General features: G+C 73.7%; 20 protein-coding genes. 12 read left to right on the top strand and 8 right to left on the bottom strand.

Features of this window, described 5'->3' with window-relative positions; all coding sequences use genetic code 11:
- The first annotated feature begins 160 nt into the window (after positions 1–160).
- From DQ237_RS04250 to DQ237_RS04210, 9 genes are all read left to right on the top strand, one after another.
- Positions 161–637, top strand: a complete 477-nt coding sequence (locus DQ237_RS04250; protein WP_113798474.1) for an NUDIX hydrolase — start codon at positions 161–163, stop codon at positions 635–637.
- On the top strand, positions 634–2,979 hold the full coding sequence (locus tag DQ237_RS19595; RefSeq protein WP_166509493.1) for a DUF6049 family protein: 2,346 nt from the start codon (positions 634–636) through the stop codon (positions 2,977–2,979). Before DQ237_RS04250 ends, DQ237_RS19595 begins: the two co-directional genes overlap by 4 nt.
- Positions 2,980–2,993: 14 nt before the next feature.
- Complete coding sequence (gene murJ / locus DQ237_RS04240; protein WP_240619401.1) at positions 2,994–5,087, top strand: murein biosynthesis integral membrane protein MurJ; 2,094 nt, start codon at positions 2,994–2,996, stop codon at positions 5,085–5,087.
- Positions 5,088–5,161: 74 nt separating this feature from the next.
- Positions 5,162–6,844 carry a protein kinase family protein gene (locus DQ237_RS04235; RefSeq protein WP_166509492.1) on the top strand — a complete coding sequence of 561 codons (1,683 nt, stop codon included), beginning with the start codon at positions 5,162–5,164 and terminating at the stop codon, positions 6,842–6,844.
- A gap of 107 nt (positions 6,845–6,951) precedes the next feature.
- A complete protein-coding gene (gene trxB, locus DQ237_RS04230) occupies positions 6,952–7,932 on the top strand; it encodes a thioredoxin-disulfide reductase (RefSeq protein WP_113798468.1) in 981 nt (326 codons plus the stop codon).
- An 89-nt stretch (positions 7,933–8,021) separates the two neighbouring features.
- Positions 8,022–8,348 carry a thioredoxin gene (gene trxA, locus DQ237_RS04225; RefSeq protein ID WP_113797550.1) on the top strand — a complete coding sequence of 109 codons (327 nt, stop codon included), beginning with the start codon at positions 8,022–8,024 and terminating at the stop codon, positions 8,346–8,348.
- A gap of 157 nt (positions 8,349–8,505) precedes the next feature.
- The gene (locus DQ237_RS04220) at positions 8,506–9,660 is read left to right on the top strand and encodes an N-acetylmuramoyl-L-alanine amidase (RefSeq protein WP_240619399.1); all 1,155 of its coding nucleotides are present in this window, start codon (positions 8,506–8,508) and stop codon (positions 9,658–9,660) included.
- A 31-nt stretch (positions 9,661–9,691) separates the two neighbouring features.
- On the top strand, positions 9,692–11,116 hold the full coding sequence (locus DQ237_RS04215; RefSeq protein WP_240619398.1) for a PLP-dependent aminotransferase family protein: 1,425 nt from the start codon (positions 9,692–9,694) through the stop codon (positions 11,114–11,116).
- Positions 11,113–12,108: a D-alanine--D-alanine ligase gene (locus tag DQ237_RS04210; protein WP_113797548.1), complete on the top strand. Its 996-nt coding sequence runs from the start codon at positions 11,113–11,115 to the stop codon at positions 12,106–12,108. The genes DQ237_RS04215 and DQ237_RS04210 overlap by 4 nt, the downstream gene beginning before the upstream one ends.
- Before the next feature lie 35 nt (positions 12,109–12,143).
- On the opposite strand, the gene DQ237_RS04205 is transcribed toward DQ237_RS04210, so the two are convergent.
- From DQ237_RS04205 to rpmH, 8 genes are all read right to left on the bottom strand, one after another.
- The gene (locus DQ237_RS04205; protein ID WP_113797546.1) at positions 12,144–13,196 is read right to left on the bottom strand and encodes a ParB/RepB/Spo0J family partition protein; all 1,053 of its coding nucleotides are present in this window, start codon (positions 13,194–13,196) and stop codon (positions 12,144–12,146) included.
- A 25-nt stretch (positions 13,197–13,221) separates the two neighbouring features.
- Positions 13,222–14,274 carry a ParA family protein gene (locus DQ237_RS04200; protein ID WP_113797544.1) on the bottom strand — a complete coding sequence of 351 codons (1,053 nt, stop codon included), beginning with the start codon at positions 14,272–14,274 and terminating at the stop codon, positions 13,222–13,224.
- A gap of 136 nt (positions 14,275–14,410) precedes the next feature.
- Positions 14,411–15,058 carry a 16S rRNA (guanine(527)-N(7))-methyltransferase RsmG gene (gene rsmG, locus DQ237_RS04195; protein WP_205730071.1) on the bottom strand — a complete coding sequence of 216 codons (648 nt, stop codon included), beginning with the start codon at positions 15,056–15,058 and terminating at the stop codon, positions 14,411–14,413.
- A 32-nt stretch (positions 15,059–15,090) separates the two neighbouring features.
- The gene (locus DQ237_RS04190; RefSeq protein WP_113797539.1) at positions 15,091–15,693 is read right to left on the bottom strand and encodes a protein jag; all 603 of its coding nucleotides are present in this window, start codon (positions 15,691–15,693) and stop codon (positions 15,091–15,093) included.
- Between the two features lie 82 nt (positions 15,694–15,775).
- On the bottom strand, positions 15,776–16,855 hold the full coding sequence (gene yidC / locus DQ237_RS04185) for a membrane protein insertase YidC (RefSeq protein WP_205730070.1): 1,080 nt from the start codon (positions 16,853–16,855) through the stop codon (positions 15,776–15,778).
- The gene (gene yidD, locus DQ237_RS04180) at positions 16,848–17,234 is read right to left on the bottom strand and encodes a membrane protein insertion efficiency factor YidD (protein ID WP_113797535.1); all 387 of its coding nucleotides are present in this window, start codon (positions 17,232–17,234) and stop codon (positions 16,848–16,850) included. The genes yidC and yidD overlap by 8 nt, the downstream gene beginning before the upstream one ends.
- On the bottom strand, positions 17,231–17,605 hold the full coding sequence (rnpA, locus tag DQ237_RS04175; RefSeq protein ID WP_113797533.1) for a ribonuclease P protein component: 375 nt from the start codon (positions 17,603–17,605) through the stop codon (positions 17,231–17,233). Before rnpA ends, yidD begins: the two co-directional genes overlap by 4 nt.
- 1 nt (position 17,606) lies before the next feature.
- Entirely contained in the window at positions 17,607–17,744 is a 138-nt protein-coding gene (gene rpmH / locus DQ237_RS04170) for a 50S ribosomal protein L34 (protein ID WP_091368159.1), read from the bottom strand.
- A gap of 666 nt (positions 17,745–18,410) precedes the next feature.
- On the opposite strand from rpmH, the gene dnaA reads away from it, so the two are divergent.
- From dnaA to gnd, 3 genes are all read left to right on the top strand, one after another.
- Complete coding sequence (gene dnaA, locus DQ237_RS04165) at positions 18,411–20,168, top strand: chromosomal replication initiator protein DnaA (RefSeq protein ID WP_304557653.1); 1,758 nt, start codon at positions 18,411–18,413, stop codon at positions 20,166–20,168.
- Between the two features lie 1,002 nt (positions 20,169–21,170).
- Entirely contained in the window at positions 21,171–22,343 is a 1,173-nt protein-coding gene (gene dnaN / locus DQ237_RS04160) for a DNA polymerase III subunit beta (RefSeq protein ID WP_240619397.1), read from the top strand.
- A 103-nt stretch (positions 22,344–22,446) separates the two neighbouring features.
- The gene (gene gnd / locus DQ237_RS04155; protein ID WP_240619396.1) at positions 22,447–23,379 is read left to right on the top strand and encodes a phosphogluconate dehydrogenase (NAD(+)-dependent, decarboxylating); all 933 of its coding nucleotides are present in this window, start codon (positions 22,447–22,449) and stop codon (positions 23,377–23,379) included.
- Positions 23,380–23,449 lie beyond the last annotated feature (70 nt).

Here is a 23,449-nt window from a genome sequence, read left to right as displayed (position 1 = left end):
AGCCGCGGGGGGCAACGGGGTCCTTCTGCTCGCTGCGATGCTCCCGCCGGCCGCGTTGCAGGGTCCCGCGGTGAGCCTGCGAGCCGCGGGGGGCAACGGGGTCCTTCTGCTCGCTGCGATGCTCCCGGAGCTGTCGCCGGACGCGCGCTACCCTCTCGACATGGCTGGGACGGGCGGGCGAGGGCGCCCGGGCCGCCGGTTGCGCCGGGTCGACGAGACCTCAGCCGGGGGCCTGGTGGTCGCCGACGACGGGGTGACCGGGCCCCGTGCCGCCCTGATCGGGCGCACCGACCGCCGCGGTCGCCTGCTCTGGTCCCTGCCGAAGGGCCACATCGAGGCCGGTGAGACCCCGGAGGACACCGCCGTCCGCGAGGTCGAGGAGGAGACCGGGATCCTCGGCGAGGTCGTCGCGCCGCTCGGCATCATCGACTTCTGGTTCGTCGCCGACGGGCGCCGCGTGCACAAGACGGTGCACCACTTCCTGCTCCGCGCCGTGGGTGGCGCCCTCTCCGACGCCGACGTCGAGGTCACCGAGGTGGCCTGGGTGCCCCTCGAGGAGCTCAGCACCCGGCTGGCCTACGCCGACGAGCGGGCACTCGTGGAGCGCGCTCCCGGACTCCTGGCCGACAGCGCGTGACGCGGCCGGCTGCCGCCCGCGCCGGCGGCCGCCCCGCCGCCGACGCATCCCGGCCGGGTGCCTCCCGGCGCGTCGCCGCGCTCGTCCCTCTCGTCGCCGGCGCCCTGACCCTCGCGCCTCTGCTCCCCGCCCCGGCGTCGGCCGCGCCGCCACTCCCGGCCGCCCCGGACGGGACCGTCGACGCCGAGCGTCCGGTGAGGATCGACGTGGGCCGCTTCGAGCCCCGAACCGTCACCCCGGGATCGCTGATCACCGTGACGGGCAGGCTGACGAACACCGGGTCCCAGCCCATCAGCGACCTCTCCGTGCGGCTGCAGCGCGGCGAGGTCCGCACGAACCGGTCGGAGCTCGCCGAGGCGGTCGCCGATCCCGATCCGGCCACCACGGTGCTCGCCTCCTTCAGCCCCCTCCAGGACGAACTCGCCCCCGGCAGCAGCACCGACTTCAACTACACGGTCCCGTCCGACGAGCTGCGACTGGACCGGGACGGCGTCTACCCCGCGCTCCTGAACGTCAACGGCACCGTGGACGGCGACCAGGAGCGCCGCGTCGGTGAGCTGTCGACCTTCCTCATCCAGCAGCAGGTCCAGCCGCCGACCAGCACCGCCGTCGCCTGGTTGTGGCCGCTCTCCGAGCGCAGCCACCGCACGCCCGCGGGCGGCTTCGCCGACGACGGGCTCGCCGACGCCGTCGCCGAGGGCGGCCGCCTCGACCGCGCGCTCGCCGTCGTCGAGCGCCTGCCCGCCGGGGCCGACGGGGGAGCACCTGCCCTCTCCGTGACCCTGGCCATCGATCCCGCCCTCGTGGAGGAGCTGGCGATCATGGCAGACGGCCCGTACGCGGTCGCCGGGGACGCGGGCGCGGGAACCGGCACCGAGCAGGCGAAGGCCTACCTCGATCGGCTGCGCGCGGTCGCCGACCGGCACCCGGTCGTGGCGCTGCCCTACGGGGACGTGGATGCCGACACCCTGCTGGGCGCAGGGCTCGCCGACGTCCTCTCCCGGAGCCTCCCGGGCTCTCCCGACGGCACCGCCCAGGACCCGCCCGGCGCCGCTCCGCAGCCGGCCACGCCCACGGGGGACGCCCCCGCCCCCGAGGACACGGAGCCGCGCACCACCGGGGCGGGCGCGGAGATCCTGAACGACGTGCTGGACGTCGACCCGGTGACCGACCTGGCCTGGGCCGCGGACGGCGGTTTCGAGCAGCCCAGCCTGGAGGTCCTGCACGACGGCGGGATCGACCGCGTGGTGCTCGCCGGCGACGCCCTCACCGAGGGCGACTCCGCCGTCGGCCGGGACGGCTCGGACGCGGTCGCGCACACCACGGTGCCGGTCGAGGGTGGGACGGTCGACGTCCTGGTCGCGGACCCGGCCCTCACCGCCGTCGTCGGCGGCGCGGAGGACACCCCCGGCGGTCCCCGGCTCGCCGAGCAGCGCTACCTGGCCGAGCTTGCGGCGCTGACCCTCCAGTCACCACCGGGTAGCCAGCAGACCCTGCTCGTGGCCCCACCACGGGACGTCCGCTCCGGCCCGGAGGGCGCCGGGGCGATGATGGCCGACACCGCGGGCCTGCCGTGGCTGCGACCCGAGACGTTGCAGGGGCTCGGTGCCGTGCCCACCGCCGACGCCGGCGGCCTCACCGGCCCGCCCGACGTGCGACGGCTCGACCCCGAGGGGACGGCCACCCTCGCCGCGGCCGTCGCCGCGCGCGACGACCTCGCCGGCGCGGTCGTGGGCGACGCCGGGACCGCCCTGCAGGCCTACGACGCCGGCATCGCGCGCACCGCCTCGGTGCTGTGGTCCGGCGACCCCGAGGGGTTCCGGGCCGCCGCCACCGCGGCACGCAGGGCCGTCGAGCGGCTGCGCAGCCGGGTCACCGTCGTCGCGCCGGCCGACGGCACCTACAGCCTGGCCTCCAGCACCGCCCCCCTCGTCCTCACCGTCGACAACGACCTGCCCTTCGCCGTGCAGGTGCTGCTGCAGGTGCGCACCCGGGGCAGCCGTGGGTTGTCCATCGGCGACATCGGTGCGCAGACGCTCGCCCCGGCGGAGCGCACGATCCTCGAGGTGCCCACCGACGTCCGGCAGTCCGGCGGGTTCGCGGTCACCGCGATGGTGACGACGCCCTCGGGCACGCCGCTGGGCCAGCAGGTCGACATGCAGGTGAAGAGCACCGCCTACGGCCCCATCTCGCTGTCGATCACCATCGGCGCCGCCTCACTCCTCGCCCTCCTGTTCCTGCGCCGGTTCGTGAACCTCCTGCGTCGCCGCCGGCGGAGCGCGGCCGCCGCCGAGGTCCCCCCGCCCGGCCTGTCCGCGCCGCCCACCCGGAGCCCGGTGTGAGCGACCGTCCCGAAGTGACCGACCGCCCCGACACCGGCGATGACGAGCGCGACCGGCCCGGCCCTCCCGAGGACGAGCGCCGGCCGCGGCCGGTCCGCATGCCTCCCCCGCCCCCGGCGCGACCCGCTCCCGCCCGGCGCACGGGTCGCCCCCTGCCGCCTGCGCCCTACCTCGCGACGCCGCCGCGGGACGCCGTCGTGGCCCCGCACCCGCAGGTCGAGGGGCAGCCCGCGGCCTCTGGCCCCGGCCCCGGTTCCGGCCCCGTCGACGCGGACACCCCCCGACCGGTGCCACCGCCGGCGTCGGCGCGCCCCGCGCCGGCTCCCCGGCCGCCGCGGCCGGCCGCGCCGCTCCCGCCCCTCCCCCCGCTGCGCCACCGCTGGGTGCCCGCGGCGGACGAGACGCAGGTCTTCCCCATCACCGTGCTCCCGCCGGTGCCACGGGCCGCCCACGACACCGACGAGGACGTCGAGCAGCGCGAGGGCACCGCGGGGGCGAGCGGGGGGATCCTCCGCGCCGCCGGCACGATGGCGGTGGCGACCCTGGTCTCCCGCATCACCGGCCTGCTGCGCACCATGGTGCTGGCCGCGGCGCTCGGCGTCGCGGCCGTGGGCGATGCCTACAACACCGCCAACACGCTGCCCAACATCGTCTACGAGCTGCTCCTCGGCGGGGTGCTCGCCTCCGTGGTGGTGCCGCTGCTGGTCCACGCCCAGGAGCGCGACCGCGACGGCGGCACCGCGTACGCGCAACGGCTCGCCACGATCGCCGTCTCCGGGCTCGTGGTCGTGACGGCGCTCGCGGTGCTGGCCGCGCCGCTGCTTACCCGGCTCTACGGCATCGTGGACGACCCGGAGCAGGTGCGGCTGGCGAACTGGCTGGCCCGCCTGCTGCTGGTCGAGATCGTGTTCTACGGCGTCGGCGCCCTGGCCCAGGCCATCCTCAACTCCCGCGGGGTGTTCGGCCCGCCGGCATGGGCGCCGGTGCTGAACAACGTCGTCGTCATCGCCACCGGATTGCTCTTCCTGGCCGCCGCCGGCCCCGGCGACCTCACCCCCGCCACCATCACCCCCGGTCAGGTGTGGCTCCTGGGCATCGGCACCACCCTGGGCATCGCCCTGCAGGCCGTCGTGCTGCTCCCGCTGCTCCGCAGGGTCGGTGTGCCGCTGCGCCCCCGGTGGGGACTCAAGGACACCGGCCTGCGCGAGGCGGGGACCCTCGGCCTGTGGGTGGTCGCCTACTCGGCGGTGAGCGCGGTCGGCGTCGCCGTGGCGATGCGGATCGCCAACGGGGCCGGCCGCTCCGGCGGCCTGGGGTCGCTCGCCTTCGCCAACGCCAGCCTGCTCTTCCAGATGCCCTACGGGATCATCGGCGTCGCCCTGCTGACCGCGCTGCTGCCGCGGATGAGCCGCGCGGCCGCCCGGCACGACGTGCCCGCCGTGGTCTCCGACCTGTCGCTGGGCACCCGGCTCTCCGCCCTCGGGCTGCTGCCGGTCACCGCGGTCCTGGTCGTGCTGGGCGCTCCGCTGGGAGTGCTCGCCTTCGCCCGGGGGAACACGTCGGTGGACGAGGCGGAGGGCATCGGCACCGCCCTCGCCGTGGGCGCCTTCGGTCTGCTGCCCATGGCCGTGACGCTCCTGCAGCTGCGCGTCTTCTACGCGATGAAGGACGCCCGCACCCCCACCCTGATCCAGGTGGGCATGGTGGCGGTGCGCGTACCGCTGCTGCTGCTCGTCCCCGCCGTCGTCGGGCCGGAGCAGGTCGTCGCGGGGCTGATGCTCGTCACCAGCGTCACCTACGTCGCCGGCTGGGTGATCGGCGACGTCGCGCTGCGCCGGCGGCTCGGCGGGATGCGCACCGGTGAGACGCTGCTTCCCGTGCTCCGCGTCACGCTGGTGGCCGTGGCGGCCGCCCTCGCAGGCCTCCTTGTCCGGATCGTGACCTCCGACCTGGGCGGACGCTCCTTCACAGGGTCGCTCCTGCAGGTGCTGATCGGTACCGTGGTCATCGGCGGCGTCGCGGTGGTCGGTCTCGTGGTGGCCCGTGTTCCGGAGGTCCGGGAGCCCCTGGCTGCGGTCAGGGCCCGGCTGGGACGGGGCCGACCGTGAGCCGCCCGCAGGAGCCGACCGTGCCGGAGCAGCCGCCCCGGCGGCCGGAGCAGCACAGGGAGTCGACAGTGTCGATGGCGTCCACGACCACCGGACTGCCCGACCGTTACCGGCCGCTGGACCAGATCGGCCCCGACGAGACGACGCCGACCGGCGTCATCCAGTGCTGGCGAGCCAAGGACCGCGTGCTCAACCGCGATGTCGCGGTCCGCGTGCACACCCCCGCCGGCCCTGCCGCGCACACCTGGATCACCCGGGCGCTGACCGCCGGCGGCCTGGCCACCCCCGCGCTGGCGATGGTCTACGACGCCTCCGAGGGCCGGGCCGGTGACGACGCCACCCCGGGCGGCGCGGCCTACGTCGTCAACGAGTGGATCGACGGCGAGACCCTGGCCGATCGGCTGCGGTCCGGCCCGATGCCCGAGCGCGAGGTCCGGCTCGTCCTGCGCCGCCTGGCCGAGGGCGTCGCCGAGGCCCACCGGGCCGGGCTGGCCGTCGGCGGGCTGACCCTGGACAACGTGGTGCTGCGGCCCAACGGGCTCGTCGGTCTGCGGGCGGTCCCCGCGGCCGCCGGCACCTTCGACGGCGACGTCACGGCGCTCGGCCTGCTGCTGGAGGCCTGCCTCACCGGTACGGGCCCGGGCGCGCAACCGCTGAACGGCCCCTCCGACCTCGTGGCCCTGGCGCGGCGGGCCCGCTCCTCCGACCCCGGCCAGGGGCTGTCCAGCGTCGCCGCGATGGCCGCACTGCTGGCCGAGCGGCCACGCACCGGCCCCACCTCCTCGGTCTCCGGCCGGGGGGAGGACGAGGGCCGACGGTGGAAGCTGCGCGACCGCCGGACCGAGCCGGAGGACGAGGCCCCGCAGAAGCTGGAGCCGGGCACCCTCCCGCCGGTGCCGCCGCTGCCGCCGGTCCGGCCCGCCACGGGTCAGGGCCCCCTGCCCGCCGGCGCGCTGGGCGGGGACACGATCGACGCCTCGGCTGTCGGCCGCGGCGCCTCGGTGGCCGGACGGCACGCGGACGAGCGGGTGGCGGAGGACGAGCCGTTCGACGTGCTCTCCGACGGGGCCGGCGGAACGGGCGAGTACGACGTCCCCGACGCCTACCGCGACGCGGACGAGGAGGACGGCGCCCGGCGGCACCGCCTGGTGATCGTCGGGCTCCCGCTGCTGGCGCTGGCGGTCGTGATCGGGCTGGCCTTCTGGTTCGGCTCGAGCGTCCTGTCGGTCACCGGCTCGGTGGACGACACCCAGGGTTCGACGCCGTCGGTCAGCGCCCCCGCGGGCGACTCCTCCGCACCGGCCGGCGGCCCGACGGCCACGATCAGCGCGGCCGCGGTCTTCGACCCCTACGGCGACGGCGAACCGGAGAACGACAAGGACGTGCCGCTCTCCTACGACGGGGACCCGGCCACCTCCTGGTCCACCCTGGTGTACCGCGGCTCCCCCGCCTTCGGGAACCTCAAGCCGGGCGTCGGCGTCCTCTACGACCTGGGCAGCTCCCAGTCGGTCTCCGGGGTCACCGTCGCCTCTCCCGTGCCCGGCGCGACCGTCGAGATCCGCACGAGCGAGAAGGCCGGCGAGGCACTGGACGACTTCACCCTCGCCGCCGACGGCACCCTCGGCGCGAGCACCGACCTCGCCTTCGACAAGGGCGTTCCCGCGCGCTACGTGCTCGTCTGGGTCACCGGACTGGTCGACGGCACCGACGGCTTCTCCGCCCAGCTCGGCGAGGTCGCGATCCGCACCGCCGGCTGAGCGCGCCCCCTCCCCGGGACGGGTGAGGGCGGAATGCCGCCCCTACCATCTGGGTTGTGGACCCCGTGAGCGCGAGCACCGAGAACAACCCGACGCCGGGCCCCGCCGTGACGACCGAGGAGATCGTGGACCCGGTCATCCCGCCGGCCGAGCACGACGGCATCCGCGACCTGATCATCATCGGCTCCGGTCCCGCCGGGTACACGGCGGCGACGTACGCCGCCCGCGCCAACCTGCACCCCCTGGTCTTCGAGGGGTCGCAGTTCGGCGGCGCGCTGATGACGACCACCGAGGTGGAGAACTTCCCCGGGTTCCCCGAGGGCATCCAGGGTCCCCAGCTGATGGACGACATGCGGACCCAGGCGGAGAAGTTCGGTGCCGAGCTCGTGCCCGCCGACGTCACCGAGGTGGACCTCACCGCCACGCCCAAGATCGTCAAGGTCGGCGACACGGTGCACCGCGCCCACGCCGTCATCGTGGCCACCGGGTCGAAGTACCGGTACCTGGGGCTGGACAACGAGCAGCGACTGCTCGGCCGCGGCGTCTCCGCCTGCGCGACCTGCGACGGCTTCTTCTTCCGGGACCAGGACATCGTGGTCGTCGGAGGAGGCGACTCGGCGATGGAGGAGGCCACCTTCCTCACCCGGTTCGCCAAGAGCGTGACCGTCGTCCACCGCCGCCAGGAGCTGCGCGCCTCCAAGATCATGGTCAAGCGGGCGCAGGACAACGAGAAGATCCGCTGGGCACTGGGCAAGCAGGTCACCGACGTCCTGGGGGAGAACACCGTCTCCGCCGTCCAGCTGACCGACACCGACAGCGGTTCGACCGAGACCGTGCCGGTGACCGGGCTGTTCGTGGCGATCGGGCACGACCCCCGCAGCGAGCTGTTCGCCGGCCAGCTGAAGCTGGACGACGAGGGGTACGTCGTCGTCGAGCACCCCACCACCCGCACCAGCGTCGAGGGCGTGTTCGCCTGCGGTGACGTCGTCGACCACATCTACCGCCAGGCCATCACCTCGGCCGGCACCGGCGCCGCCGCAGCCATCGACGCCGAGCGCTGGCTCGCCGACACCTTCGACGAGCGCTGAGCGGGCGCCGACCCGCGAAATAGAACGACGGTGCCCCCGGTTGGACCGGTGGGCACAACGAGCCAGGACGACCGAGAGGGAGAACGACCATGGCAGGCAACACCGTGACGGTCACCGACGCCACCTTCGCCACCGACGTGCTGGGCAGCGACAAGCCCGTGCTCGTCGACTTCTGGGCCGAGTGGTGCGGACCGTGCAAGATGGTCGCCCCCGTGCTGGAGGAGATCGCGTCGGAGCACGGCGAGAAGCTGACCATCGCCAAGCTGAACATCGACGAGAACCCGCAGATCGCCCGCGACTACCAGGTCATGTCGATCCCGACCATGACGGTCTTCCAGGGCGGCAAGCCGGTCAAGAGCATCATCGGCGCGAAGCCCAAGGGCGCCATCCTGAGCGACCTCGCCGACTACATCTGAGCCGAACCGCGGCTCGTCACCCCGCGATCCGGGTGACTCTGCGTAGGCGAGAGGCCCCAGCCGTCCACCGGACGGGTGGGGCCTCCGTCGTCCTCGGGGGAGCGGGGCAGCCCCCGGTGGGCCGCGCCCGGACCGAGGGACCACAATCGGTGACACGATGGGAACCGACAGCCGCATGCAGATCCTGAGGCGGGGAGACCGTGGGCCGGCCGTGGCCGACGTCCACGCCGCCCTCCGCAGCCTGGGCCTCCTGCCGGCGGTCGCGGCCGACGGCGCCGAGCCGGCGCTGGAGACCGCCGAGTACGACGACGCCACCGAGCTCGCTGTCCGGCACTTCCAGCAGGTCCGCGGCCTCTCGGTCGACGGCCGGGTCGGCGAGGAGACCTACCGGGCGCTCAGCGAGGCCCGCTGGTCGCTGGGCGACCGGCTGCTGCGCTTCGACCCCGAGCGACCCATGCGCGGCGACGACGTCACCAACCTGCAGGAGCGACTGCTCGAGCTCGGGTACGACGCAGGCCGGGCCGACGGCATCCTCGGCCCCGAGACCGAGGCCGGTCTGCGCGCGTTCCAGCGGGACTACGGGCTCACCTCCGACGGCACCTGCGGGCCGGCCACCCTGCGCGCCCTGCGCCAGCTCGGCCGCAAGGTCACCGGCGGTCGCCCTCAGCTGCTGCGGCAGAGCGCGTCCTTCGTCGAGAGCGGCCCGCACCTGATCGGCCGGCGGATCGTCGTGGACGCCGGGCACGGCGGCTCCGACCCCGGCAACACCTCCGGCGAGACCACCGAGGCCGATCTCGTCTTCGACCTCGCGTCGCGCATCGAGGGCCGCCTGGCCGCCGCCGGCGCGACGGTCTACCTCACCCGCGGGCGCTCGCAGAACCCCGCGCTGGCCGAGCGGACCGCGTTCGCCAACGACGCCCGCGCCGACCTGTTCATCTCCTTGCACCTGGACGCGCACGACTCCGAGCACGCCCGCGGTGTGGCCAGCTACTACTACGGCACCGGCTCGGGAGCCTCCTCGACGGTGGGGGAGGAGTTCGCCCAGCTCGTCCGTCGCGAGGTGGTGGCGCGCACCGGGATGCTGGACCTCGGCTCCCACCCCAAGACGTGGGACCTGCTCCGGATGACCCGCATGCCGGCGGTCCGCCTCGACTGCGGGTACCTCTCCCACCCGGTCGACCGGCTCCTGCTGCTGGACGCCCGGGTGCGCAGCGCCATGGCCCACGCCGTCCTGGCCGCCGTGCAGCGCCTCTACCTCCCCGCGGAGGCCGATCCCCCCACCGGGACCTTCCAGCTGCCCACGCGCGTCTGAGCCGGTTCCGCCCGGGCATACACTGCTCAAGGTGGCCACCCTCCCGCCCGGCACTCCTGCCGGTCCCGGTCAGCCGGGCGCGCACCTGAGCACCGGTGCGCAGCCCCACGTCGTCCCGCGTCACCCGCGGCTGGACCCCCTGGCCGACCGGTACGCAGCACGCACGCACGGGATGCAGGCGTCGGAGATCCGCGCGCTGTTCTCCGTGGTGAGCCGCCCCGAGGTGGTCTCCCTGGCCGGTGGCATGCCGGCGGTCACCGCGCTGCCGCTGGACGCCGTCGGGTCGATGATCGGCGAGCTCGTCACCGGCATGGGCGCCCAGACCCTGCAGTACGGGTCGGGTCAGGGCGACCCCCGGCTCCGCGAGCGGATCTGCGACGTCATGGCCCTCGAGGGCATCACCGACGCCTCGCCCAGCGAGGTCGTGGTGACCGTCGGGTCCCAGCAGGGGCTGGACCTGGTGACCCGCGTCTTCTGCGACCCCGGTGACGTGATCCTGGCCGAGGGGCCGTCCTACGTCGGCGCGCTCGGCGTCTTCCAGGCCGCCCAGGCCCGGGTCCGGCACGTCGCCATGGACGACGACGGGCTGATCCCCGAGGCGCTGGAGGAGGCCCTGGCCGACTGCCGGGCCAACAACGAGCGGGTCAAGTTCCTCTACACCGTGCCGAACTTCCACAACCCGGCCGGCGTCACCCTCTCCGAGGCCCGCCGCGAGGCGGTCATGGCCATCGCGGAGCGGCACGACCTGCTGATCATCGAGGACAACCCCTACGGCCTGCTCGGTTTCGAGCAGGAGCCGATCCGGGCGCTGCGGGCCCGCAACAACCAGCGGGTCATCTACCTGGGCTCGTTCTCCAAGACCTTCTCCCCGGGACTGCGCGTGGGCTGGGTGCTGGCCCCGCTCGCCGTGCGCGAGAAGCTCGTGCTGGCCACCGAGGCCCAGGTCCTCTGCCCGCCGTCGCTCACCCAGTACGCGGTCGCGCGGTACCTGGACACCCAGCCGTGGCGCGAGCAGATCAAGGTCTTCGCCGAGCTGTACCGCGAGCGGCGTGATGCGACCCTGGAATCGCTGACGGCGCTGATGCCTGCGGGCACGGTCTGGACGCAACCCAAGGGCGGCTTCTACGTGTGGCTGAAGCTCCCGCACGGCCTGGACGCCAAGCTGATGCAGCCGCGCGCGGTGAACGCGCACGTCGCCTACGTGCCGGGGATCGGCTTCTTCGCCGACGGCAACGGCCGCGAGTTCATGCGCCTGTCCTACTGCTACCCCGAGCCCGACCAGATCCGCGAGGGCGTCCGCCGGCTGGCCCGGGTGATCGAGGCGGAACTGGACCTGCACTCCACCTTCGACAAGGTCGACACCGGTACCTTCCGGGCCATCCCGGCGGGCTCCGGTCACGACGCCGAGTCGATGGTCGGCCCGGCCAACAGCGACACCTACGAGGACGGCCGATGAGCGAGACCGCGCCCGCAGCCGACACCGCAGCCGCGACCCGCTCCCACCCGCTGCGCGCCGTCGTCCTCGCCGGGGGGCTGGCCTTCGAGCGCGAGGTCAGTCTCTCCTCCGGTACGCAGGTGGTGGAAGAGCTCACCCGAGCCGGTCTGGACGCCGAGCTGCGCGACGCCGACTCCGAGCTGTTGCCCGGCCTGGCCGCCGCCCCGGCGGACGCCGTCTTCATCGCTCTGCACGGCGCCACGGGGGAGGACGGGGCGCTGCGCGCCGTGCTCGACCTGGCCGGTGTCCCCTACGTCGGTTCCCCGGCCGCCGCCTGCCGGCTGGCGTGGGACAAGCCGGCCGCCAAGTCCGTCGTCCGCTCCGCGGGTGTGACGACGCCGGACTGGGTCGCCCTGCCGCACAGCACCTTCCGCGAGCTCGGGGCGGGCGCCGTCCTGGACCTGATGGTGGCCCGGCTGGGTCTGCCGCTCATGGTCAAGCCGGCGTCGGGAGGCTCCGCGCTGGGCGTCCAGAAGGTGAGCCGGGTCGAGGACCTCCCGGCGGCGATGGTCAGCTGCTTCGCCTACGGGGACACCGTGATGGTGGAGCGCTACGTCGAGGGCGTGGAGCTGGCGCTCGCCGTCGTCGACCTGGGGGAGGGGCCGCAGGCGCTCCCGGCGGTCGAGATCGAGCCGGCCTCCGGGGTCTTCGACTACACCGCCCGCTACACGCCGGGGCTGACCGAGTACCACGCACCGGCCCGGGTGCCCGAGGACGTCGCGGCCCGCGCGGCGGCCCTGGCGGTGCGGGTGCACGAAGCGCTGGGTCTTGCCGACATCTCGCGTACCGACGCGATCGTCACTCCCGACGGCGTCGTGCACTTCCTCGAGGTGAACGTCTCGCCGGGGCTCACCGAGACCTCGATGTTCCCGATGGCCGTCGAGGCCGCCGGGCACGAGCTGGGCGACGTCCTGGCCCGGTTGCTGCAGCGCCGGGCGGCCTCCGCCACCTGAGGCAGCCTTTCGTCACACGACGAAAGGCTGCCGGGCTATTCGCTGCGTCGCCCGGTGATGTCCGGCGCCATCACGCCGATGATCCGCTGCAGATCGTCGACCGATCCGAACTCCACGACGATCTTGCCCTTCGACCGGCCGATCTGGATCTTGACCTTGGTCTCGAACATGTCGGACAGCCGCGAGCCGAGCTCCTCGACGCCCGGCGCCGAGATGCGCCGGGTGCGCCGCTTGGTCGCCGGCTCGTCGGCCGCGGCCATCGCCACGGCCTCCTCGGTGGCGCGCACCGACATGCCCTCGGCGACGATGCGGGTGGCCAGGGCGTCCTGCGCCACCGGGTCCTGCAGTCCCAGGAGGGCGCGGGCGTGCCCGGCCGAGATCACGCCGGCGGCCACGCGGGTCTGCACCTTTACCGGCAGCTTCATCAACCGGATCGTGTTGGTGACCTGCGAGCGGCTGCGACCGATCCGGCTTGCCAGCTCCTCGTGGGTTGCGCCGAACTCCTCCAGCAGCTGCTGGTACGCCGCCGCCTCCTCCAGCGGGTTGAGCTGGACCCGGTGGATGTTCTCCAGCAGGGCGTCGCGCAGCATGGCGTCGTCGGTGGTGTCGCGGACGATGGCCGGTACGGTCTCCAGCCCCGCCGCCTTCGAGGCCCGCAGCCGCCGCTCGCCCATGATGAGCTCGTAGCGGCCGTCGCCGGCTTCGCGCACCACGATGGGCTGGAGCAACCCGAACTCGCGGACGCTGTGGGTGAGCTCCTCCAGCGCCTCGTCGTCGAAGACCTGCCGTGGCTGCTTCGGGTTCGGGACGACGTCGTCGACGGCCACCTCGCGCAGCTGCGCGCCGGGGACACCCACGGCCGCGCTCTCCGGCTCAGCCGCGGGAGCCGGGACCAGGCTGACCGGCGACGCCGGAGCGGGGGAGTCCGCGGCCGAGGTCGCCGCGGCACCGGGCGTCTCGTCGTCCCGTCGGGGCTCCGGCGTCGCGTCGGCCACCGGTGCCGGGGGAGCGACCGGCGCGGGCGTGGGCGCGGGCCCGGTGGGGATCAGCGCCGCCAGCCCGCGTCCGAGGCCGCCTCGCTTCGTCATGACTGCTCCTCGTCGGGGATGGTGCTCACTGGGAGGTCTGGGTGCGGAACGGCTCGGCCGTCTCGCCGAAGGACAGGGCGCCGACCGGCGTCGCGCCGGCGCCGCCGGTCGCGGCGTCGAGCGGCTGCAGGTCGACGCCGCGGCGGGCGAGCTCCCGCGCGGCCTCGACGTAGCTCGTCGAGCCGCGGGAACCCGGGTCGTAGGTGAGGACCGACTGGCCGTAACCCGGCGCCTCGGACACCCGGACGTTGCGGGGGATGACCGCCTCGAGGACGAGGTCCCCGAAGTGGTTGCGCACCTCGTCGGCCACCTGGTCGGCGAGCTTGGTCCGCCCGTCGTACATGGTGAGGAGGATGGTCCGCACCGCGATCCCCGGGTTGAGGTGCTGGCGGACCAGGTCGATGTTGTTGAGCAGCTGCCCCAGACCCTCGAGCGCGTAGTACTCGCACTGGATGGGGATGAGCACCTCGTCACCGGCCACCAGCGCGTTCAGCGTGAGCAGGCCGAGGGACGGCGGGCAGTCGATGAGCACGTAGTGCGGTCGGCGGTCCTGGGGGAGCGCGGCCACGTAGGCCTCGATCGCCCGGCGGAGCCGGTGCTCGCGGGCGACGACGGAGACGAGCTCGATCTCCGCGCCCGCGAGGTCGATGGTGGCGGGGACGCAGAAGAGGTTCGGACTGGCCGTGGTGGGGTGCACGACCTCCGACAGCGTGCTGTCGCCGACCAGGGCGTCGTAGATCGACGGCGTGCCGACGGTGTGCTCGACACCGAGTGCCGTGCTGGCGTTGCCCTGGGGGTCCAGATCGATGACCAGCGTCCGCAGGCCGTACAGGGCCAGCGCGACACCGAGGTTCACCGTGGACGTGGTCTTGCCGACCCCGCCCTTCTGGTTGGCGATGGTGATGACGCGGATCCGGCCCGGCGCCGGGAAGGGCTCCTGGTCGGCCGCGTGCAGGACGCGGGTCGCCCGGAGGGCCTCCATCGCGATGGGGCTGTCGAAGTCGGCCAGCCCGTAGGACGCGCCGGACGACTGGTCGCCGGCGAGACTGCTGCGCAGCCGTTCGCCCGGGTCGGTCATCGCGAATCCTTCCTCTGCCGACGGCGTTTCACGTGGAACGGGGTGGGCATCTGTTCCTGTTCCACGTGGAACAGACTAAGGACACCCCGCCCCCCACGACCTGCGAGCTCGCAGTGGGCCCCTGCGGGGAGCCGGGTCACCGAGCTCCGCGCGTCATGACCACCACGGTAGTGGCAGCCTCCCCGAAGGATGCACCGACGGCCCGTGGCTCGACGTCCCGCATCCCCGCGGCGTGCAGCTCGGGCAACAAGGAGGGGAGCTCCTCCAGGGCACGCGCGCCCACGAGCGCGACCAGCTGGCTCCCGGGGCGCAGCAGCCCGCGGCACCAGGCCACCAACCGGGGCAGCGGAGCGACCGCACGAGCGGTGACGACGTCGACCGGGCCGACCGTGGAGACGACCGAGCGGTCCTCTGCCCGCCCGCGGACGACGCGCCAGGACGACGCGGCCGCGCCGAGCTCGCTCACCGCCTCCTCCAGGAACTCCACCCGGCGCGCCATCGGCTCCACCAGGGTGAGTCCGAGGTCCGGCCGCGCCAGACCGAGGGGGATGCCGGGGAGCCCCGCCCCGCTGCCCACGTCGACCACACGGGCACCGGAGGGAACGGCCTCCGCCACCGCGGCGCTGTTCAGGACGTGCCGCTCCCAGAGCCGGGGCACCTCACGCGGGCCGATCAGCCCGCGCGTGACCCCGTCGGTCGCCAGTCGCTCGACGTACCGGCAGGCGAGCGGCAAGGCCTCTCCGAACACCGCCTCGGCCGCGGGAGGGGCCACTGGGGCGCTCACGGGGCCGCCCTGCCCCGCAGAAGGGCCGTCGCTCACCTGTCGGGCAGGACCACGACGCGGCGGTTGGGCTCCTCGCCCTCGGACTCGCTGTGGACCCCGGCAACGGAGGCGATGACGTCGTGGACGACCTTGCGCTCGAAGGGGTTCATCGGGCTCATGCGTTCCGGCTGACCGCTGGACGCCACCCGGCGGGCGGTCTCGCCGGCCAGTGAGGTGAGGTCGGAGCGACGCTTGGCGCGGTAGCCGCCCACGTCGAGCATCAGCCGGCTGCGCACCCCGGTGGACTGGGCGACGGCGAGCCGGGTGAGCTCCTGCAGGGCCTCCAGCGTGGCGCCGTCCGGACCGATCAGGTCGTTCAGCCGGCCGCCGACGATCGCGACCGACGCACGGTCGCCCTCGACGTCCAGGTCGATGTCGCCGTCGACGTCGAGGATGTCGAGGAGCCGCTCGAGGTAGTCCCCGGCGACGTCCCCCTCGCGCACGAGGAGGTCGTCGGACGCCCCCTGCGTCCCACGCGCCCCGTCGGTCCCGCCGGCCTCCAGCTCGACCGCCTCCACGACGGCGTCGTCGCTGGCGGGGTCGGCGTCGGGCAGGGCGGGCTGACTGTCGGTGGCAGGCTGCTGCGGAGCACTCACGGGTGTTCCTCCCAGGTCGGTGCGGGCATCCGGGCGAACCCGGTGGTCTGTGTGCCGGACGGGCCGGCGGGGGGCGGAGCGCTCAGCGCCGCTTGCGCTTGCCCCGGTTGGCCGGGCCCTGCCCCGAGCCGGGGCGGGATCCGCCTCCGCTCCGGGTGGAGCCGGAGGCCCCGCCGGGGGGCGCCACGCCGTCGACACCGTGGCCGGCGTCGCTGTCGGCGTCCAGCGCGGTGTCCGCGGAGGTGGTGCTGGCCGGCGCGACGGTGGCGCGGCCGCCCTTGGTGCGCACCGGCTTGGCGCCGGGCTTCGGGGCGAGGGCACGCGGGTCGACGGCCGGCTTGTCCGCAGCGGCCTTGGCCTTGGCGGCGTCCGAGCCGGGCGGGGGCATCTTGCGCAGGATGAAGAACTGCTGGCCCAGGGTCCAGAGGTTGTTCGTCATCCAGTAGATGAGCACACCGATGGGGAAGATGAACCCGGAGACGAAGAGGCTGGCCGGGACGCCGTAGAGCATCAGCTTCTGCACCATCGCGGCCTGACCCTCGACCGGCCCCGAGCGCTTCATGATCTGCTTCTGCGTGAAGAACGTCGTCACGCACATGACGATGATCAGCACGAAGGCGACCGTGCGGATCGTGCCGTAGCTGGCGAACCCGAGGATCGCCTGCTCCTTGGCGCCGGTCATGTTGAACGATGCCGAGATCGGGGCACCGAAGACCTTGGCCCTGGCCGCCTCGTCGGTGAGCTGCGCGTCCCAGCTGTAGAGACCGGGCTTGCCCGGTGCCAGGCGGCGCAGCACGTGGAAGAGCGAGAGGAACACGGGGATCTGCGGGAGGATCGGCAGGCAGCCGGCCAGCGGGTTGACCCCGCGCTCCTTCTGCAGCTTCTGCATGGCCAGAGCCAGGCCCTGGCGGTCGCTGCCGTACTGCTTGCGGAGCTTCATCAGCTCCGGCTGGATCTCCTGCATCGCCCGCTGCGACTTGACCTGCTTGACGAACAGCGGGAACAGGATCAGCCGGATCGTCACCACCAGGAAGACGATGGCCAGCGCCCAGGCCAGGCCCGACAGCCCGCTCTCGGTGGGCGGGTCACCGAAGAGCGAGTTCCACAGCGAGTGCCACAGCGCCATGACGAAGGAGATGGCGGTGTAGAGCCAGTCAAGCAACGGAGGTCTCCTCGAACGCCTGGCCGGCAGCCGGCGGGGTGACCGGGCCGGAACCCGGGGCATCGGACGGCGTCCGGGGCACGGACACCGTGGAACTGGACGAGCGGGCGGCCTGCGCGGTTCCGGCCGGGACGGCGGGCGGCACCAGGTCGACGCCGCCGGGGTGCCAGGGAGCGCACTTCAGCAGCCGCCGCAGCGCCAGCCAGGAGCCGCGACCGGCACCGTGCACGGCCACCGCCTCGGCGGCGTAGGCACTGCAGGTGGGGTGGAACCGGCACCGCGGCGGGAACGCCGGGCTGATCGCCCGGGAGTAGAAGCCAACGGCCGCGAGCAGTGCCCGGGCCACCGGGGAGACGCGGCGAGCTGCGGTCGCGGTCATCGGGCGCCGTCCCCCAGCAGGCGGTCCAAGCCCTTGGTCAGATCGCGCTGCAGGACCGCGGACGTCGCCTCCGCTGCCTCGGGTCGGGCCCGGACGACGAGATCCGCCCCCCGCGGGAGCCGGTCCAGCTCGGCGCGGACGACCGCGCGCAGGCGTCGGGTCACGCGGTGGCGGACGACGGAGTTGCCCACGCTCTTCCCCACCACGAAACCGGCCCGAGCAACCGCCGGGGACGCCAGGTCGCCGGCCGGCTGCGCGGGCCGTTCGGGGAGGTAGTGCAGCACCATGGTCGGCCGCCCGGCCCGCCGGCCGGTACGGACGACGGCGGTGAACTCCGGGCGCCGGCGCAGGCGTGCCTGCGCGGGCAGCACGTCAGGCGGAGAGCTTCTCGCGGCCCTTGCGCCGACGGCCGGTCAGGATGGCCCGGCCCGCGCGGGTACGCATCCGCAGCCGGAAGCCGTGGGTCTTGGACCGGCGGCGGTTGTTCGGCTGGAACGTGCGCTTGCTCACGAGGTACTCCCACTACACGACATCGGCGGTGCGCTCCCGTCGGTGGACGGAGGCGCGGGGCGTCGGACCGGCACGGCGGCCGCTCCTGATCGCCCGGAAGCTGGCACTGGGACGAGCACCGCACCCGACCGCACAGGCAGGCTGCAGCGACCGGGAACGGGCAGACCCGTCCACAGACTCCGGCAAGCATAACCGAGGACCGGCGGCGGGTGGTGGCCGGTCGCGGCCGACCGCCCATGGTCGCCCTGCCGGGCCCTCCCCGGGACGACGGCACGCCGCGCGGAGCCCGATGGGCGGAGTCCGGAACGCCGTCCCCGCGGCACCGACCGTCGTTGCCGGGCTGTGGACGAAGCTGTTAGCGTCGCCGTCGCTCCGCGTCGGACGTCAGGGTCACGGCGCGCGGGCCGACCCCGTCGGTCGACCGACCGTCGAACACCCCTCCGACCCGCCCGAACAGGCCGCTGACCACCACGGATGCTGATCAGGCCGACGTCCCGTGCGGGGCCGGCGCACTGCGCCGCCGACCGTGCACAGCCTGTGGACACCGGTGTGGAACACGTGTGTTCACGTGTCCACAGCGGGCATCCTCTGCAGGGACGCCCGGCGCGAGCACGAGGGTCCGGCACCAGCTGCCGGCGCACCGGGAGCGGCCGCGGGGTCGACTGCATGGGAGGACGAGACGGCATGGCCGACGCCACGCTGGACCTGGCCACGGTCTGGGACCAGATCCGGGAGCGGCTGGCCACCAGCCTGAGCCCGCAGCAGAACGCCATGCTCAACCTCACGCGGCCGCTGATGCTGGTGGAGGACACGGCGGTGCTGGCCGCGCCGAACGAGTTCACGCAGACCGTGCTCGAGTCGCGCATGCGGCGGGTGCTCGCCGAGGCGCTGTCCGAGCGGTTCGGGCGGGACATCCGCGTCGCCGTCCAGCTCGAGGACGCCCCTGCCCAGCCGGAGCAGCCGCGCGAGGAGGAGCCCGTCCGCCGTCCGTGGTCCGCCGCCGAGGCGCAGCGCGCCGAGGAGGACCGCGCGACGCGCGACCGCGCCGACGACGGCCGCAGCGCCTTCGGTGTCCGTACCGATGCCGTCGGACCGGCGCCCTGGGACCGGGACGGCTCCGCGGAGCGGCCGGCGCCGTCGGAGTTCCCCGAGGTCAGGGAGCTGCACCCGGCCGACGGCCCGCAGCGGCCACCGGTCGACCGGGGTGCGCCCGAGGACTGGAGCACGACGCCGTGGGGGCCCGACGCCACGGACTCCCCGGACGAAGAGCGGACCGCCGACGTGCTGCCCTTCGACGTCGACGCCGGGCCGGGGGAGCCGCGCCGCGGTGGCTCCGGGGGAGGGGGAGGCCGCACGCGCCGCCCCGAGGGTGGCCGGCCCGCCGGTCTGGACCCGGGCCTCAACCCCAAGTACGTCTTCGACAGTTTCGTCATCGGCAACAGCAACCGCTTCGCCCATGCCGCGGCCGTCGCCGTCGCCGAGGCACCGGCGCGCGCCTACAACCCGCTGTTCATCTACGGCGAGTCCGGGCTGGGCAAGACCCACCTGCTGCACGCGATCGGCCACTACGCCGCGCGCATGTTCCCGAACGTCAAGGTGCGCTACGTCAGCACCGAGGAGTTCACCAACGAGTTCATCAACCTGGTGCACTCCGGCCGCGCCGAGGACTTCCGCCGGCGCTACCGGGACATCGACTTCCTGCTCATCGACGACATCCAGTTCCTGGAGCGCGCCGAGCGGACGCAGGAGGAGTTCTTCCACACGTTCAACACGCTGCACAACGCCAGCAAGCAGATCGTGATCACCTCCGACCGTCCCCCGAAGAAGCTGACGACGCTGGAGGACCGGCTGCGGACCCGCTTCGAGTGGGGCCTGATCACCGACGTCCAGGCGCCCGACCTCGAGACCCGCATCGCGATCCTGCGCAAGAAGGCCTGGGGCGAGCGGCTCCAGGTCCCCGACCAGGTGCTGGAGTTCATCGCCAGCAAGGTGCAGACCAACATCCGCGAGCTCGAGGGCGCGCTGATCCGGGTGACGGCGTTCGCCTCGCTCAACAAGCAGCAGGTCGACCTCCCGCTGGCCGAGCTGGTGCTGAAGGACCTGATCAGCGACGAGCAGGGCCCGCAGATCACCGCCGCGATCATCATGGCCGCCACCGCCGAGTACTTCTCCGTGACGATGGAGGAGCTGCAGGGGACCAACCGCAGCCGCACGCTCGTGAACGCGCGGCAGATCGCGATGTACCTGTGCCGCGAGCTGACCGAGCTGTCCCTGCCGCGGATCGGTGCCTCCTTCGGCGGCAAGGACCACACCACGGTCATGCACGCGGTCAAGAAGATCACCAACCTGATGAGCGAGCGGCGGGCCACGTACACGCAGGTGACGGAGCTGACCGCCCGCATCAAGAGCCGCGCCCGGCAGTGACATCGCGGTCCTCCGGACCGCACCGCGGCCAGGTGCCGTTCCCCGCCTGAGCCGGAGCCGCTTCGTCGTACCTGCGCGGGGCCCGCGGCCACCACTCGGTAGCACCCCTGGTGGTCCCGTTCCCGACGTCCGCAGGTCCGTACCCCGGCTCGCTCGACGTCCGCTTCGTACCCGTGGCCGGGCACCGGACGGTCATCGTTTCCACCGGGTCCGGTCACCTGCTCGAAGCGGTCGACAAGTCGTTGTCCACACCTGTGTGGATCCCTGGGGACGGAGGAAGCCCAGGATTCCGGGCCGTTGGCGGGGCTACGGCGATCGGTCGTGGTCGACACATCGAGAAGTTGTCCCCAGGAATGTGCACAGGTTGGGGAGATCTCTCCCCGGGACCTGCCGGCGTCCTCCCGGCCCCGTCTTCCACGGATGGCCGGGACACCCCTCCAACTGCCTCGATCCCCCCGCTGACCTGCACGGATGCATCCAGAGCCCGTGCGAGGGCGACGGACCGCCGTCGGCCGGGCCGCGGGGGTTGGGTACGGACTGGGGACGGGCCGGGGGTGGACGGGGGACGGTTCGTGGACGACGGCGCACGACGGTGAACAACCGTCGATCTGTCCACGTGTCGACAACAGGGAGACGCCGACCACCCACACCGCACCAACAGGCCCGATCGGCCGCTGACCTGGGAGAACGGGTCCGATCCCCAGCTTCCACACCAGTGATGACGAGGATGAAGGAGTTATCCCGGAGAATTCTCGAACCACACTCTGGGTGGGGACGCTGCGCTGGGCAGGGCTCGACCGGCCCCAGGAGAGGCAGCTGGACGGGCAGCAGGAGGCACCTGGGGCCGGAGAGTCGGTCTACCGAGGGACGGGGTTGCCCGACAGGGCACCGCACCAGGCACGATGAGCACCGCATCGCGGCTTCCCGCCGGATGCACGACGGAGCACGAGCTCCGTGCCGCACCGGATGCCACGACCTGGCGACCGTGGGCACGGACCGAACATGGGTGGGTCAGAGATGAAGTTCCGGGTGGCACGTGAGGTGCTCGCCGACGCCGTCGCCTGGACGGCGCGCAGCCTGCCGCCGCGGCCGTCGGTGCCGGTCCTGGCCGGCATCCTGCTCGAGGTCGACGGGAGCCACCTGTCGGTGTCGGGCTTCGACTACGAGGTGTCGGCCCGCGCGGAGATCGACGTGCAGACCAGCGAGATCGGTCGCGTCCTCGTCCCCGGCCGGCTGCTCGCCGAGATCACCCGTGCGCTGCCGCCGCACCCCGTCGACATCACCGCCGAGGGTCCGCGGCTGGCGATCACCTGTGGCAACGCCCGCTTCAGCCTGCCGACCCTGCCGGTGGAGGACTACCCGTCCCTGCCGTCGATGCCCTCGGCGGCCGGCCTCGTCGACAGCGACGTGTTCGCCGAGGCGGTCAGCCAGGTCGCGGTGGCCGCCGGACGGGACGACACCCTTCCCATGCTCACCGGTGTGCGGCTGGAGATCGAGGACGACCTGATCACCCTGGCGGCCACCGACCGCTACCGGCTGGCCGTCCGCGAGTTCGCCTGGCGACCAGAGACCTCGGGCCTCTCCGCCGCCGTCCTCGTGCCCGCGCGCACGCTGGCCGATGCGGCCAAGACGCTGACCAGCGGGCCGGAGATCACGCTGTCGCTCTCCTCGGGCAGCTCCGGCGAGGGCATCCTCGGCCTGTCGGGCAAGGACCGGCAGACGACGACCCGCCTGCTGGACGCCGAGTTCGTGAAGTACCGGGCGATCATGCCGAGCGAGTCGCTGTCGCACGCCACGCTGCCGGTCGGGCTGTTCACCGACGCCGCCAAGCGCGTCGCCCTGGTCGCCGAGCGGGGCACGCCGCTGCGCTGCGAGTTCACGCCTGGTCAGGTCACCCTGCGGGCCGGCGGCACCGACGACGAGGGGCAGGCCGAGGAGCGCTGCGACGTCGACTTCGACGGTGACCCGCTGACCATCGGCTTCAACCCGACGTTCCTGCTCGACGGACTGGCCGCCGTGCACACCGAGCGGGCGCGGATGGACTTCACCAGCCCGCTGAAGCCGGCCGTCCTCTCCGGGGTCGAGGAGCCGCCCGCGGACGACGCCCCGGCGGCTCCCGCCCAGCGGCCCGGCAGCTACCGCTACCTGATCATGCCGGTGCGGCTGCCGGGGTGAGCAAGGGCCCCGTCGCCCCCCATGCCTCGCTCCGCTCGGCGTGGGACCCTGCGACGGGGCCGTGCAACCAAGACCACGAAGCAGTGTCACCGAGGGAGCAGACGTGCAGCTGGGGCTGATCGGGCTGGGCAAGATGGGCGGCAACATGGCCGAGCGCGTGCGCCGCGCCGGTCACGAGGTGGTCGGTTACGACCGGGCCCCCGGCAAGCGCGACGTCGAGACGCTGCCGGAGCTGGTCCAGGCGCTCTCCGCTCCGCGGGTGGTCTGGGTGATGGTCCCGGCGGGGGAGCCGACCCGCGGGACCGTCAAGGAGCTGGTCGAGCTGCTCGAGCCCGGCGACGTCATCGTCGACGGCGGCAACTCCAAGTACACCGACGACCAGGTGCACGACGTCATGGCCCGCGAGAAGGGCATCGGCTACGTCGACGCCGGCGTCTCCGGCGGTGTCTGGGGCCTGGAGAACGGCTACGCCCTCATGGTCGGCGGGTCGACGGACGACGTCGCGAAGGTGCAGCCGATCTTCGACGCCCTCAAGCCCCCGGCGCCGGTGGACGAGTCCGGCCAGGAGCTGCCGGCGGCGGGCTTCGTGCACGCCGGCCCGGTCGGGGCCGGCCACTTCAGCAAGATGGTCCACAACGGCATCGAGTACGCGATGATGCAGGCCTACGGCGAGGGCTACGAGCTGCTGGCCGCCGTCGACCTGATCGAGGACGTGCCCGGCGTCGTCCGCTCCTGGACCCAGGGGACGGTCATCCGCTCCTGGCTGCTGGACCTGCTGGTCCGCGCCCTGGACGAGGACCCGGCGCTGGAGAAGGTCAAGGGCTACGCCGAGGACTCGGGCGAGGGCCGCTGGACCGTCGAGCAGGCGATCGAGAACGCCGTCCCCATGCCGACGATCGCGGCGTCGCTGTTCGCGCGCTTCGTCTCGCGCCAGGAGGACTCCCCCACGATGAAGGCCGTGGCCGCGCTGCGGAACCAGTTCGGCGGGCACGCGGTGCGCGCCGTCCAGGCCGCCGAGGCCGAGCGCCCGGCCTGACAGAGGACCCCCGTGCCCCCCACCGCTCGCAGGCTCGCGGCGGGTCCCTGCACGGGGGCCGTTCGCTGAC

The organism is Blastococcus sp. TF02-8, assembly GCF_003319175.1.
GTDB lineage: Bacteria > Actinomycetota > Actinomycetes > Mycobacteriales > Geodermatophilaceae > Blastococcus.
Note: the sequence above shows the minus strand (reverse complement) of the source record. Positions and strands in the feature narration are given on the sequence as shown.